The 15,100-nt window shown below is 36.7% G+C and carries 11 protein-coding genes, 2 pseudogenes and 1 riboswitch; of the genes and pseudogenes, 9 read left to right on the top strand and 4 right to left on the bottom strand.

Features of this window, described 5'->3' with window-relative positions:
* Positions 1 to 129: 129 nt before the first annotated feature.
* Positions 130 to 1,113, top strand: coding sequence for a glutaminase (locus ACKVEV_RS08295; RefSeq protein ID WP_409369926.1), 984 nt, complete (start codon positions 130 to 132; stop codon positions 1,111 to 1,113).
* A 219-nt stretch (positions 1,114 to 1,332) separates the two neighbouring features.
* On the opposite strand, the gene ACKVEV_RS08290 is transcribed toward ACKVEV_RS08295, so the two are convergent.
* From ACKVEV_RS08290 to ACKVEV_RS08280, 3 genes are all read right to left on the bottom strand, one after another.
* Positions 1,333 to 2,547 (bottom strand): MFS transporter, encoded by a 1,215-nt coding sequence (locus tag ACKVEV_RS08290; protein WP_409369925.1) that lies wholly within the window; start codon positions 2,545 to 2,547, stop codon positions 1,333 to 1,335.
* Entirely contained in the window at positions 2,528 to 3,517 is a 990-nt protein-coding gene (locus ACKVEV_RS08285; protein WP_409369924.1) for a ThiF family adenylyltransferase, read from the bottom strand. The genes ACKVEV_RS08290 and ACKVEV_RS08285 overlap by 20 nt, the downstream gene beginning before the upstream one ends.
* 583 nt (positions 3,518 to 4,100) lie before the next feature.
* Positions 4,101 to 5,444, bottom strand: coding sequence for an amino acid permease (locus tag ACKVEV_RS08280; RefSeq protein WP_409369923.1), 1,344 nt, complete (start codon positions 5,442 to 5,444; stop codon positions 4,101 to 4,103).
* 167 nt (positions 5,445 to 5,611) lie between these two features.
* A riboswitch (glycine riboswitch) is annotated at positions 5,612 to 5,688 on the bottom strand.
* 318 nt (positions 5,689 to 6,006) lie between these two features.
* Here ACKVEV_RS08280 and ACKVEV_RS08275 point away from each other — a divergent pair.
* Positions 6,007 to 7,254 (top strand): MFS transporter, encoded by a 1,248-nt coding sequence (locus ACKVEV_RS08275; RefSeq protein WP_409369922.1) that lies wholly within the window; start codon positions 6,007 to 6,009, stop codon positions 7,252 to 7,254.
* A gap of 351 nt (positions 7,255 to 7,605) precedes the next feature.
* Here the strand turns inward: ACKVEV_RS08275 and ACKVEV_RS08270 are convergent, their stop codons facing one another.
* Positions 7,606 to 7,989, bottom strand: a complete 384-nt coding sequence (locus ACKVEV_RS08270; protein WP_409369921.1) for a rhodanese-like domain-containing protein — start codon at positions 7,987 to 7,989, stop codon at positions 7,606 to 7,608.
* Positions 7,990 to 8,113: 124 nt separating this feature from the next.
* Here ACKVEV_RS08270 and ACKVEV_RS08265 point away from each other — a divergent pair, with 124 nt between their 5' ends.
* From ACKVEV_RS08265 to ACKVEV_RS08235, 7 genes and pseudogenes are all read left to right on the top strand, one after another.
* Positions 8,114 to 8,944, top strand: coding sequence for a biotin/lipoate A/B protein ligase family protein (locus tag ACKVEV_RS08265; protein ID WP_409369920.1), 831 nt, complete (start codon positions 8,114 to 8,116; stop codon positions 8,942 to 8,944).
* A 190-nt stretch (positions 8,945 to 9,134) separates the two neighbouring features.
* Positions 9,135 to 9,932, top strand: a pseudogene (locus tag ACKVEV_RS08260) (ribonucleotide reductase N-terminal alpha domain-containing protein); the annotation flags it as partial.
* Between the two features lie 93 nt (positions 9,933 to 10,025).
* Positions 10,026 to 10,907, top strand: coding sequence for a DUF559 domain-containing protein (locus ACKVEV_RS08255; protein ID WP_409369919.1), 882 nt, complete (start codon positions 10,026 to 10,028; stop codon positions 10,905 to 10,907).
* 234 nt (positions 10,908 to 11,141) lie between these two features.
* Complete coding sequence (locus tag ACKVEV_RS08250) at positions 11,142 to 12,917, top strand: vitamin B12-dependent ribonucleotide reductase (protein ID WP_409369918.1); 1,776 nt, start codon at positions 11,142 to 11,144, stop codon at positions 12,915 to 12,917.
* Between the two features lie 152 nt (positions 12,918 to 13,069).
* Positions 13,070 to 13,456 (top strand): hypothetical protein, encoded by a 387-nt coding sequence (locus ACKVEV_RS08245; protein ID WP_409369917.1) that lies wholly within the window; start codon positions 13,070 to 13,072, stop codon positions 13,454 to 13,456.
* A 100-nt stretch (positions 13,457 to 13,556) separates the two neighbouring features.
* Positions 13,557 to 13,982: pseudogene (gene fabZ, locus ACKVEV_RS08240) on the top strand (3-hydroxyacyl-ACP dehydratase FabZ).
* Between the two features lie 150 nt (positions 13,983 to 14,132).
* Complete coding sequence (locus tag ACKVEV_RS08235) at positions 14,133 to 15,041, top strand: NAD(P)H-dependent flavin oxidoreductase (protein ID WP_409369916.1); 909 nt, start codon at positions 14,133 to 14,135, stop codon at positions 15,039 to 15,041.
* Positions 15,042 to 15,100 lie beyond the last annotated feature (59 nt).

Below are 15,100 nucleotides of genomic sequence, written 5' to 3'. Positions count from 1 at the left end.
TCTTACGGATACAATAAAGATGAATAGCACGACATAGTAGTGGTGCAATTTATTGATAATCTTCTGCTAATTGTAGAAGCTAAAGAAATATATAGAACGGCAAGTGATTAAAGAGGAGAGAATAACACAATGCTGACAAATCATACAAACAACAATTTTGATAATGCCCATAAACTTCTTATGGCAAAGTGGGTGGAGGATTTTCGTCCATTTGCCCAAGAGGGGAAATGTGCCAGCTATATTCCCGCATTAGCTCAAAAAGATCCGCAACAATTGGCGATTTCGATTATTGGACCGACGAGCGAAGAACTAAACGGTGGGGATGTAACAGAACTTTTTACCTTGCAAAGTGTGTCAAAAGTTGTGACCTTTATATTAGCGTGTATGGATCGGGGATTACCTTATGTGTTAGAACGAGTGGATGTTGAGCCTACAGGCGATACGTTCAATTCGATTATTCGTCTAGAAAGCCATCAACCAGGCAAACCATTTAATCCGATGATCAATGCTGGGGCTATTACAGTTTCATCGATGCTTGCTGGAAATTCAACACAGGAGAAAGTGTCAAAAATCCTTTCTTTTTTAGAGCAAATGGTCGGTAAGCAATTAAAGGTAAATGAAGGTGTTTTTCAATCGGAATGGCACACGGCTCATCGTAATCGCTCATTAGCATATTATTTAATGGACTCGGGCTTTTTAGATTGCCCTGTAGAAGAGGCGTTGGAAGTTTACTTGAGACAATGTGCCATTGAAGTGAATGTTTCAGATTTAGCGATGATTGGATTAGTGATTGCAAATGACGGCTATCATCCACTAACAAAAACACAGCTCTTTCCAAAGCAAGTGGCAAAGATGGCCAAAGCTTTAATGGTGACATGCGGTATGTATAATGCATCAGGTAAATTCGCTGCCTTTATTGGCTTGCCTGCTAAAAGTGGAGTTTCTGGTGCTATTGTTGCGGCTGTTCCAAGTCACGCAGGATTAGAATCACCTTTTCCAGCAGGTTGTGGTATCGGTATTTATGGACCTGCGATTGATGACATCGGAAATAGTGTTGCGGGAGTAAAATTACTCAAGCATCTCACAGATGAATGGAATATGACGATTTTTTAAAAGGTCAACAAATAGCGTAGATTAGCACAAATGCTTCCCTACGCTATTTTTTATTCTTTATGAATTTAATTGCAGTTGGGGGAGACACTGTTTAACAGTGCTAACCCTTTTTCTTATATTCTCTATTTTTCCTTTACTTTCCTCGCTTCATTGTAATCAAACGAGAACGATCCTAACCGTGGTTTTTGCAATATCCTTGCCAAGGAAAGAGGACATAAGCTATGTCATCCTTTCTAAAGAATCATTTGTTTTATTGAAAAATAGAAGATATAAACCAAAGATAATTGTAATAATACCTGTTATGATGATTAAATTTACTACATTATCATAAATCATAGGTATTAACAAACATGTGACAATAGCAAAGGACGAAACGGTATTGATTACAGAAGTCACTTTACCAATATGTTGATATTCATAAAAATGATAGATCATTTTTCCATAAACTGTACCTGACATACCAATTAATACGAATGTTAAGGCGAAGAGTACGGTTTTTATAGCTATGCTATCTATGAAAGCTATCATTGTAATCGCAACGCCTGATACTAGATAATCAATCATGAAAAAGTTTTTAAAAGGCATTCTAATCTGGTTTGAGAGAAATACGCCAACAAGTTCTGATCCTCTTTGGATAGCTAAAAGGACGCCTAAATATTCAACACCAATATTTAATATTACAAGATAAGCACCAACAATACGCATAACCATCGTGGTAAGACCGCTTAAGATACCTTCCATAACAACAATTCGTGACGGTGTTTTTTTTTGCCAAAAATATGTAAAGGCAAACAAAATATCATTTTTATCATTCCCTTTTTCTTGAAGATGATTGTTCTTAGGTGGCGTATAGCCAATATTTTTTACAGATATTCTTAAGAATAGTGCAATACATAGGATGAACGTAAACATGTCAAGTATGAGTATACTGATGACAGACATATATATAAGAATGATTGATGATAAAAAATTAGATACTATATCAACGGTATTATTTGTAATATTCATAGCATAAACAGATTTTTCGATATCTGTTTTTTTATGGTGTAGAATTTGAGGAATAAAACTGGATTGTACGGGATAAATCAATGTGTTTGCAAATGAAAATATAAAATGGCATATGAAAATGAATAGTATATCGAATCTAAAGAATACTGTGCATAATATGCCTGTGATAGCTAGTAATTGAACAATTTCAAAAGTGATTAGAAGGCTTTTTTTATTTCTACAGTTATCTATGAAAGATCCAAAGACAAAGTTAATTAATGAGGGGAAAAAGGCGATTAATCCGAAGAGAGCCAAAGCATCTGCACCTAAATTATATAGAGAGATGGTTATATAGGCTAAAACAACAGTATATAAGCTATCTCCAAAATTGGTTATTACTCTCCCGAAAATTAAGTAAATAAAGTTGTTATTTTTTCTTAAGGTCATATTTATATACATCCCAATTAAATAAATCGATTTGAATTGCCTCAGGTTTATAATTTAATTGTGTAATAACGCTGAAAGCTTGATAGGAAATTAAGCCTGCAGCCATGTAGGTTACGGGTGCTATAACACTTGTCGGGAATGTAATGTTTTCCAAAAGTTGTTCTCTTGGTGCACCTTGCTCTCCATACAATTCAGAGCTTGTAATCGTTAAATTTGGATACATACAAAACGTGTTGATAACTGTAGTAGCATATGAACCTGAAATAAAAGGTTTATTAAACGCTATTGATAAATCATCAAACCATACGTCAATTTTGTGCTTTGGAGTGTCTGCACAACAAATCGAAATATCAAAGTTATATTTATTGTAAATTTCCTGCAAGTCATTTTTGGTAGCTAAATATTTATTTATTTTATTTACATTTATTTTTGAATCTATTTTTTTTATATATTTTTCAACGATGTCTACTTTATTTTTTCCTATATCTTCTTTAAAATATGTACCCTGTCTCGTTAAATTTGATTCATCTATTTGATCATTATCAATGATCGTGAATGTTTGAATACCAAGTCTAGCCAAGATTTCGCATACATTGGCCCCAATTCCACCTAGACCAACAATTAAAACATGCGCATTATTTAATTTTCTCTGATAAATTGAAGGGTCTATGTTATTTGAAATATCCATCCATTCGAAGAAGTTAATATTGCGTGAATATTTATGTTGTTTATCATAATCATTGATAGTAAGTAGACCTAAATCTTTTAGCACTTTTACTTTATTATTAAATTCTTCTGTACTTATTGTTAATTGTTCACGCTCTTTCTCACCATTTAGTACTTTTAAAATATCAATATTTAGTTCACTTTTTTCGATTGACCGTTCTATTCCATCTTGACCAAAACCAAAGATTATTTTTTCCTCTACTATTAAAGGTTGTAAAGTCTTTTTTATTTTTAATAGAGTCATCGAAATATACCTCCATTTAAGATTGAAAACAAAACAGAAAGAATGTAAATCCTTCCTGTTTTGTCTCATTGGAATGTATTCTAAATTAACCATATAGGTTTTACGAAAGGCTTAACGATCGCCATTACGAAATGCTGGTAGCATAAAAATCACCCCCAACCAATTTCTTAGAGATATTATAAAAAAATAGCAGAAAATTTTCAATAATAAAATAAATGATAATATACTATTTTTTCTGAATATTATTCAGTCGAATTGATCATCAATTTTTTGATTTTATTCTACTTTGCATTGTGAGACATGAAGTATGTGAGAGGGGGAATTGTTGTTGAAGTGCTAACAATTATCGTTTGACTTAAAGGTAGCATAACGCTAGTTTAGCATGCTAAGGAGATACAAAGTTCAATGTAGCGTGTACAAGTAAATGGGTTATGGCTGTGAAGTAATATCAGCTTTACAGCTATTCATTGTATTGTAGCGTTGGGGATTTGGGGAAGTGCTGATAATAAAAGATAAGACGCAATGTGAAGCGATTGCGTCTTTACCGTGGCTATATCAAGCACAATATTCAAAGCGGTGCAGGTTATTGTTGATGTTTTTTTCGTTTATATAGAATGAAAAGTCCAATAAACCAGATTGGTGTTAGCAACAGAGCAGTTCTTGTCGCCTCAGAAATCAACATTATCACTAATAAAAAAGCGAAGAAAGCGAGTACTAAATAGTTCACAAACGGTGTCAATGGTGCTTTGAAAATCGATGCATCGTGAAGTGCACGATTTTTACGTTTATAAATGATATGTGAAATTAAAATTATACTCCATACCCAAATAAAACAAATGGCACTAATTGTTGTCACGACGTTAAAGGCGTTTTCGGGCATTAGTTTACTCAGTAGTGCGCCGACAGAGACAACAATGGCCGAAACAACAAGTGCGTTACTTGGGACACTGTTGTTATTTAGTTTTGCCAATGAAGCGGGTGCTTGATTTTGACGGCCCAGATTATAAAGCATACGGCTGGTAGAAAATAGACCGCTATTACCCGCTGATGCGGCAGAGGTCAGGACGACAAAATTAATAATACCTGCTGCGATCGGTATGCCAGCTAATGTAAAGACTTGTACGAAAGGACTGCTTGCTGCAGACATTTCGTACCAAGGATTAATGCATAAAATAATGACTAATGCCCCGATATAAAATAGTAAAATTCGGAGTGGGATTTTATTAATGGCTGAAGGGATATTTTTCCTTGGATCGGCCGTTTCCGCTGCAGAAACACCGACTAATTCGACCCCAACAAAAGCGAAGACAACCATTTGGAAAGCCATTAGGAAGCCATATATGCCGTTAGGGAACAGTCCACCATGTGCCCAAAGATTATTTATTGATACTGTGCCAGAGCTTGTTTGGAAGCCTGTAAATAGCATGAATACTCCGATAATTATTAGGGCAACGATTGTGACAACTTTAATAAGGGCAAACCAAAATTCGAGTTCTCCGAATAGTTTGACAGTCAATAAGTTGAGAAATAATAGAATGACTAGACAGCCGATAGCAGGTACCCATTGCGGAATATTAAACCAATAGTTTATGTAGACTCCAACGGCAATAATGTCTGCCATTGCGGTCATAATCCAGCAAAACCAATAAGTCCAGCCAGTGACGTAGCCTGCCCAAGAGCCGATGTACTCTGTCGCGAAATCTGTGAAGGAAGTATAGCCAGCGTTTGATAGTAATAGTTCTCCTAACGCGCGCATAACAAAAAATAAAGCTGTTCCGACAATAAGATAAGCCAAAATAATAGAAGGTCCTGCTAAAGCAATCGCTTTACCTGCACCTAAAAATAAGCCTGTACCAATAGTGCCCCCAATGGCAATCAGTTGCACATGGCGATTTTTTAAATCACGTTTTAATTGTCGTTGTTCCACGTTCATTCCCCCATAGGTTGCGTAGAAGCGGTAACTGGAAAATAAAAAGAGACTAGTAGCGACACTAGTCTCGTAAACGTCAGAATAACAATACCCATGTTCGAAAGTTCGGTTCGTTAAAAATAAATACAACATTCGTATGGTATAGCTTTCATGATGAAAGTTGATATTACTCCTCTGTCCTTTTGCCTGAGATAGTGAACCCTTCGGCGACGCAATTTGCGCTCTCTCCAGAAATGCTCCTGCTATAGTTTGATCCATAGCATTCATCGCTTCATTTATAAATTATTTTAAGATATTATTTATCCTATCAATGACAAGGAAATAATTCAAGGGGAATTTTTTTGTAGTTTACAACAAAAAAGAAAAATGAAGATTAGGTTACGTAATTTGTTACGAAAGATAGTAATTTTAAACATAGAGTATTTCGGCTAATGAGTACGTTTTAATTTTAGGTAAAAAATGACATAAAATAAAATAGATGTTATATTGAGTTTGGTGTCTTCGTGAGAGGGTTTAATCCTTAGGATAAAACAACTGTTTGTTATAGGAGGATACGAAAATGAAATACTTGTTTATTAACCGCAGCTTTTTTTCCATGTGGTTATCACAATTATGTTCGATTTTAAGTAGTAGATTGAGAGAGTTAGTGATTCCTTTATTAGTCTTAGGGATGACGCATTCCCCATTAATAGTAGGATTGGTAGCCCTTTCACAACAGCTTGGCGTCATCTTATTGGCGATGCCTGTAGGAACTTGGATGGAACGAAAAAATAAACAGACAGTTATGATTATGGCCCATGCTCTTACCACCATCTGTTTGTTTGTATTAGCTTTTTTCGTTTTTCAACAGTCCATTAACAGCCTTTTTATCGCGCTCTTATTGTTTTTAATAGGCGTTTTAGGCCTTTTAAGTAGCACGGCATTTAATGTAATGATTCCAGCCGTTGCCGGGAGACAAAATTTAATGCATGCCCATACGAGTATAGAAGGTGCTGATGCAATCAGTACGCTGATCGGGCCGATGCTCGCAGGTTTTTTATTTGCTAAGATGGGAGCTAGTTATACTTTACTACTATGTAGCATGCTATCAGTTGTTGCATTCATATTTATCTACACGATTCACTATGAAGAACCGATTCCTAAAAAGCATAGTAAACATTTAACAATGATGGACAAGATAAAAGATTTTTTAAAACGTACATCGCAAGGCTTTACTTATCTTTTTGCAAACGCTTCTCAACTCATTAGTACGCTTGCCATTTGTGTGTTAGGCTTTACCACGGTTTTTATCCCCTTAACCGTCATGATCCATGCCAATCATACATTAAACTTATCACCTGAACGTATCGGGGTATTATTATCATTTGCCGGTGTAGGCAATATTGTAGGAGTCGTTATTTTAAAATGGTTGAAAAACCCTAACTGGATTCCATTTTTAAGTTTTCTACTTAGTATTTCAGCAACCGGTATCCTACTTGTCTCCATTACAACGAACTTTTGGTTATCTTGTGTAGGGATGTTTGTCTTTGATGGTGCCTTATCTATGGCATTTGTTATACAAGCAGCTGTTCATCAAGGTGTGACGCCAGATGAAGCACTTTCAAGAATTCGTAGCGCAACATATGTATTAGGTGGATTAATTGCAATGTTCGCTTCTTTTCTTTCAGGCATCATGACACAGTTTGCATCAACAACTACAGCACTTGGCTTTGGGATTTTGTTACTCTTGTTCACAGCACTCTATATGATGCGCTATCGGAAACATAGTATGCAGTTAGACAAGCTTAAACCGATATATATTAAATAATCATTAAAAAATTACTCAATAGGGGATAACGGTTGGAAAATATACCATTGAACTATTTTTGTTGTCGTTAATATTAAAAATTTTTGAACAAGAAAGTAGGACAACGATGCTTGTGAAAATCCACAAATATGACACAATAAAAACTCGCTAAGAGACGCATGATAAAGTTAGTCGTTAGACAACTACTATTATATAGAAGAAACTCTGAAAATTAGCAAAAAGAATCCATCACCAAGCATGGGGATGGATTCTTTTTTGTGCGAAATAGCAGCATCTAATCACGTAGTTGCTCCTCAGAAAAAAGGACTAGTTAAAATAGTCGCATTTGCCTTATTGTATTCGCGTTGTTTATTATTTTTTTGTTTTAATTTTACCAGTCCAATTACGGAAGCCGCCTTCTAACTGGTAGAGTTGATTGTAACCACGTTTTTTAAGGTAAAGAGCAGCACGTGCGCTACGGCCTGTATTTTGACAGTATAAGTATACTGGTAAATCTGGGCGAATTTCTTTATAACGTTGACGTAATGCTGTAGAAGGAACGTTTCGTGCACCAAGAATATGACCTGCATCGAATTCTTTTTGTTCACGCACATCGATTAACTGCGCTTTACGATAGCCTTCAATAAATTGTTCTTGTGTTAGGTTGGTTACAGCTTTTTTTAGTCGCATTGCATTAATTCCGATATATGCAATAAGCACTACTAAAACGACACCAATTGTGATAAGTATATCCAATTTCTTCTTACCCCTTTCTATCTTCTTTATTATTATAAAAGATGCGCTAGCGATAGTCCAATGAGTTTGATAAAATTAACTAGATTGTGGCTAGAAATGATTGATAGATGTAGGAGATGACGTAATGACAACTTGGTATTTTCTAAATTCAGGAAAATGTAGTCCTTCTTTTAATATGGCACTAGATGAGGCTTTGCTTGATTGGCATAGTGAGGGTTTAATTCCTCCAGTTATACGTTTTTATGAGTGGGAGCCAGCGACATTATCGATTGGTTATTTTCAACAAGCAAAAAGAGATATTAATTTAGAGGCAGTTCGTGAACAAGGCCTAGGTTTTGTTCGTCGACCAACAGGGGGACGAGCAGTTTTACATGAACATGAGTTGACATATAGCGTGATTGTTAGCGAAAGCTATCCGAATATGCCGGAATCCGTGACAGAGGCATATCGTGTGCTAAGTGAAGGGATATTAGAGGGCTTTCATAATTTAGGCATGGATGCTTACTTTAGTGTGCCTGATACAGAGGAAAAACGGGCAGATTTGAAGCAACCGAAAAGTGCGGTGTGCTTTGATGCACCGAGTTGGTATGAGCTAGTTGTAGAAGGTAAAAAAATAGCAGGTAGTGCACAAACACGTCAAAAAGGTGTTATTTTGCAGCATGGTGCCATTTTACTTGATCTTGATCAGGAAAAGCTATTATCTGTTTTTAATTTTTCAAGTGATGCGGTAAAAGAACGTATGCGCAAAAAACTACCAGAAAAGGCAGTCGCTATTAATAGTTTAGTAAAAGAACCAGTGACGATTGAACAATGTGTGGAAGCATTTCGAGATGGTTTTGCAAAATCGTTGCAAATTGAATTAAAACCATTTACACTTTCTGAGGAGCAATTAAAATATGTGCATGCGTTAGAAGAAAAAAAATATGCGCATGATGATTGGAACTTTAAAAAGTAAAATATGGTATAAGAAAAATATTTTTTCACCGTTTAAACCTTGTAATGGCAAGCAGTAACCAAACTACTCGAAATTGCAAGAGTTGAAATATAAAACTATATATAGTATCTTTTTAAAAGCGACATACACAATATGTAGTGTTCACTAACACATGATATTGTGTATTTAATTTTGTAGGGGAGGCAAAACGATGGTACTTACAAATCATCAACCCGATGTAAACAAACAAATTGAACAGTTAAACAAAGATATTGAGCAATTCCCACAGGTTCACCCTGTGACGCCTGATATGCACATTACGCATAAAGGTGTTTCAAGACTTGTGATGATCGATCGCTACTCGTTTAAAGATACGGAAAAGAAAACACTCAAAGCTGGTGATTTCGTCGTATTAACGGTTAAGGCAGATCCAAAATTCCCCGCACGTGGTTTAGGAACAATTCAACGTATTGATATGTCTTCAAAAACAGCGGACATTTTGATTGAGGAAGACTACCGTAGCGCACTAGATGATCCAACAGAACAAGAAACAGGTGTGATCACACGTTCAATTGACGTGCTAGAAAAGCCTCTTGAAATTTTTTATGAGCAAATTGCCAAACGCAATGCAACAGGACTTGCTTCAGTAGAAAAAACGGCTGAAAAACGCCAAGAATGGTTTGAAAAATTTTATAAACAGCTTGTATCATTGAAATTTGTACCAGCTGGTCGTGTCATTTATGGAGCAGGTTCAGAAACAGATGTAACATTCTTTAACTGCTATGTTATGCCATTTGTTGCAGATTCTCGTGAAGGTATTAGTGATCACCGTAAGCAAGTAATGGAAATTATGAGCCGTGGTGGTGGTGTAGGAACGAATGGTTCAACACTTCGACCTCGCAATACATTAGCACGTGGTGTGAACGGCAAATCTTCAGGTTCTGTATCATGGCTAGATGATATTGCCAAACTGACTCACCTTGTCGAACAAGGTGGGTCGCGCAGAGGTATGTAAAATTTGAGTGCTTCTGCGATAACAAACCTCGTGAATTGCTGGGATCTCTTTGACTGAAATATTATCACTTTAATCGAGGTGAAAAATATGGAAGTTTATGATGCGAAGCAACCCCAAACTTGTTTAATATGTGGATTTAAAATTAATCATAATAAACAAGGTTGGTTTACGGCTCATTTAAAAAATGAGCATAATTTATCATTAGATGATTATTTATTATCTTATTTTTATCCTAAAGAAATGGTAACTTGCCAATATATTTTATGTAATAACATGGTAAAACTAAGAAGAGGCGTTCCAAATAAATTTTGTAGTAGAAGCTGTCGAGGAAAAGGTGAGCCTTTAACTTGTGTAATATGTGGAAAACTGTTCGATGAAAAACATCGTCAGACAAAAACTTGTAGTAAAGACTGTGCAAGTAAACTAAGATCACAAAATACAGGGAATTGGCATAACAAAATGTCTTTTGAGCAAAAGAAAATTCATTTTGAAAAAATCATTTCTAAAACAGCAAAAACGAGGAAGTTAAATGGAACTCCTTCTTGGAATAGCGGCAAGACAGGTATATATAGTGAAGAAACCATTGAAAAAATTCGACAAGCTGCATTGAAACAACTAGAGGAAGCAACATATAGAAAAACGAGCATTGAAAAAACGATTGAGAATTTCTTGCTTGAAGAATCTATTCCCTATAAATATTCCTTTATACTCAAGGGAGCACAATTTGATTTTAATTTAGTAGGGACAAATATTCTTATTGAATGTGATGGAGATTTTTGGCATGGCAATCCGAAATTCTATTCATCTTTTTGTTCAGTTCAAAGGCGAATAAAAGCTAGGGACATTGAAAAAAATCAAATTGCAGCAGCTAATGGTTTTACATTACTCCGTTTCTGGGAAGATGAGATTAATAATGATTTTGAAAATGTAAAAATGCGCATTATAAATGCACTGCTAGCTACAACGTAACTGGAAACGGTAAGCGTGAATGCTAAAAATAGTGGTGGGATAAAGACAATCAGCAGCCAAGCCTCTATTGATGAGGAAGGTTCAACGACCATCGAAAACACGCTAGGATAGCGGAAGTGAGTAGAGTAGGAGTGAAGTCACTCCGAAGTGCGAGGACATCTAATAAGGTGTAAGATATGGTCTCAACTTCTATGGTGACATAGAGAGTGGGTGTAACGAACCCGCGCAAGGGAATTGGCACAAATGATTATGCTGGCAGATTGGCATCCTGATATCGTGGAATTTATTATTTCAAAAATGCAAAATCCACGTATTTTACGATACCTTATGGAAAATACAGCAGATGAGACGATTATTCGTCTAGCGAAAGAAAAATTAAACTTTAAGCCGCTTACAATGCAAGAAGAAGCAATGTATCAAGGCATTGTTAATTATAAAGGCATCGAAGGATTAGGCGGATTCGATAGCGGCATTATCCGTGAAGCGGAAAATAAATTGCGTGACGGTGGTACGTACACTGTGCATAACCCAGAGTTTTTAACAGGTGCTAATATTTCTGTTACGTTAACGAAAGAATTTATGGAAGCTGTTGAAGCGGACGCTGATTTTGAGCTGCGTTTCCCTGCCGTTGAAGAATATTCAAAAGAAGAAATGGCTATTTACAATAGTGAGTGGCATAAAGTTGGAGACGTGCGTGAATGGGAGAAGATGGGCTACAAAGTACGCACGTATCGTACGATTAAAGCAAAAGATCTGTGGAATTTAATTAACGTATGTGCAACATACTCTGCAGAACCAGGGATTTTCTTTATCGACAATGCCAACGAAATGACAAACGCAAAAGCGTATGGTCAAAGTGTTGTTGCGACGAACCCATGTGGTGAACAACCACTTGCGCCTTATTCCGTTTGTAACTTAGCAGCTGTTAACTTAGCGCAGTTTGCCAATAAAGAAGACCAAACAGTTGATTATGAAGCATTACGTGAAACAGTACGTGTTGGTGTGCGTATGCAAGATAATGTCATCGATGCAACACCATACTTCCTAGAGGAAAATCGTGTACAAGCTCTTGGTGAGCGTCGTGTAGGTCTAGGGGTAATGGGCTTAGCCGATTTATTAATTTATTGTGAAAAAGAATACGGCTCAGAAGCGGGCAATGCACTTGTCGATGAGATCTTTAAAACAATTGCAGAAACGGCCTATGAGGCTTCGACAGAGCTAGCAAAAGAACGTGGCAGCTTCCCATTCCTAGTAGGTGCAACAGAGGAAGAAACAGCACGTTTACGTAAAGCCTACACGGAAACAGGCTTTATGCAAAAAATGCCAGCACATATTAAAGAGCAAATTTTAGCAACAGGTATTCGTAACTCGCATCTATTAACGGTAGCACCAACAGGTTCTACGGGCACAATGGTAGGTGTAGCAACTGGTCTTGAACCATACTTCTCATTCACATATTACCGTTCTGGTCGACTTGGTAAATTTATTGAAGTAAAAGCAGAGATCGTGCAAGAATACTTAGACCGTCATCCAGAAGCATCTGAAGATCAGCTGCCTGAATGGTTTGTAACGGCAATGGAATTAAAACCAGAGGCTCATGCGGATGTACAATGTATAATCCAAAAATGGATTGATTCATCGATTTCCAAAACGGTGAATGCACCAAAAGGCTATACAGTGGAACAAGTAGAAAAAGTATACGAGCGTCTATATAAAGGTGGCGCAAAAGGTGGTACGGTCTATGTTGATGGTAGCCGTGATTCACAAGTTCTTACACTAAAAGCGGAAGAAAATGATATGGATCAGCTATCATTTGAAGAAGAATTAGTGGAAGAGCACACAAAGCGTCCAGTCGTATTAGTTGATACGATTCAAGCACTTGAGTCTACTACCGTTATTGGCTCAGATGTAGGGAACACATGCCCAGTATGTCGCAAAGGAACAGTCGAAGAAATGGGTGGCTGTAACACATGTACAAACTGCGGTGCGCAATTAAAATGTGGTTTGTAAAATTAAAATAAAATTTGAAATCATCTTACCTCTATAATTAGAGGTGAGATGATTTTTTTATTGGCTATGTATGTTACGATAATTGTAAACATTATGAAGAAGTTACAACAAAGAACAAAGTAGCTTTCTTCAAAACATTTGGGGGATAAGAAATGAAGCGTTCGTCGTGTAATCGAATAAAGATCATGAGTATGGCATTGGGGATTGTTTCACTATTGTATATTCGAAAGCGTATGTCTGGTAAAACTGTCTTTATTTCCAGTGGTATAAAAGTAGATTATCCGTTTATTAATTTGGAAAATAGTGAAGTCACAGCTTATATTACTTATAAAGGAAAGACATATATGCGGATTCAATATAATGTGCTAACCGAAGAAACAAAAGTAAATGGCAGTATTGAATCAATTAAAGGCAATCGTTTGTTAAAAAATAGAGTGATGTTGAATGATGCTGACTTTGTCGAAATGGTCCAATGTTCAGCGCAGTTCTTTATTGACAATGAAGTGACGGATGTTGATGCATTTTATCGACAAAATTAAGAGACTAAACGAGCGAGCATTACTAAAATATAGTATCAACTATTAGTATCAGGTGGTAAAATAAACATAAGCTAATAAAAATGTAAAAGGGGCATTAATCATGTTCGATACTCAAAAAATTAAAGAAATAATTAAACATCGTTATCCTTTCCTTTTAATTGATAAAATAGTGGAATTAGAATAAGGGAAACGAGTGGTTGGACTAAAAAATGTCACGGCTAATGAGCATTTTTTTAATGGGCACTTCCCTCATTACCCGGTGATGCCAGGTGTCCTAATTGTCGAAGCATTAGCGCAAGTGAGCGCAGTTGTCATGTTAACGAAAGAAGGGAATCAAGGCCGATTAGGGCTTTTAGCAGGAATAGATCACTGTCGTTTTAAGCGGCAAGTAAAGCCTGGAGACCAACTCCGTCTTGAAATTGACATCACTCGATTAAAAGGACCTATTGGTAAGGCGAAAGGCATTGCTACAGTGGACGGAGAGTTAGCTTGTGAAGTAGAAATACTCTTTGCTTTTGGTGATTAATTTGGAGTTGCATAGGCAGCTCTTTTTTTGTTGAATGACAAAGGTAAGTTTTCATCGTTTCAAAAACGAACCGAGAAAATGATTAATTTACTTCATCAAGTAGGGATTTTATCAACTAGCTAGAATCTTTAATAAAAAGGGGGAGAGAAGATGTCACGTTTACCAATCATCGTAGCACCAATGTTTTTAATTTCGAATCCGGCGATGGTCATTGAGGCAAGTCGAGCTGGGGCAATTGGTTCGTTTCCATTATTAAACGCAAGACCATCGGCAACCTGTGCCAAGTGGCTTCAAGAGATTAAGGAAGCATTACCAACAGAGCCGTGGGCGGTCAATTTTATTTGTCATCCAGTAGCGAATGCGCGTTTTGAAGAAGATTTACAATTAATTGAACAATATGAGCCACCTATTGTGATTACATCGCTTGGCAATCCGAAACGGGTCATTGACATTGTCCATAGTTATGGGGGACAAGTCTATGCTGATGTGGCAAATGTTAAACACGCTGAGAAGTCAGCAGCAACAGGTGTCGACGGTTTGATTCTCGTATGTGCAGGAGCAGGGGGGCACGGAGGGCAGCTCAATCCATTTGGTTTTGTCTCGGCCGTGAAAAAATTTTTTCATGGAACGATTATTTTATCCGGGTCTATTTCAAGTGGCGCAGATATGTTAGCAGCGCAAATTATTGGTGCGGATTATGCTTATTTAGGCACTCGTTTTATCGCTTGTCATGAAGGCAATGCACCAGAGGATTATAAAAAAATGGTTATTGATAGTCAGACGGACGATATTTTGTATACCGATGCGTTTAGTGGGGTGCATGTCAATGTGTTAATTCCTTCGTTACTAAAAGAAGGCATTGATCCAGCTTCGTTAAAGCCAAGAGAGGATATTGATTTAACGCATCTTGTCAATGTCAAAGCTTGGCGCGATATTTGGTCAGCAGGGCATGGTGTCACAAATATTGAAAAACGTGAATCTGTGCGCGAAATTATCACGTTATTACAAGAAGAGTATGAGCAGGCAAAGCACCGTGTTAGTGAGATGGCAATAACATAATAAAAAATAAAACGCACAATGTCGTTTGTATCGACTCATTGTGCGTTTTTTTTATGGAA

The organism is Lysinibacillus sp. 38-6, from assembly GCF_046245175.1.
In the GTDB taxonomy this organism is placed as follows: Bacteria; Bacillota; Bacilli; order Bacillales_A; family Planococcaceae; genus Lysinibacillus.
Note: the sequence above shows the minus strand (reverse complement) of the source record. Positions and strands in the feature narration are given on the sequence as shown.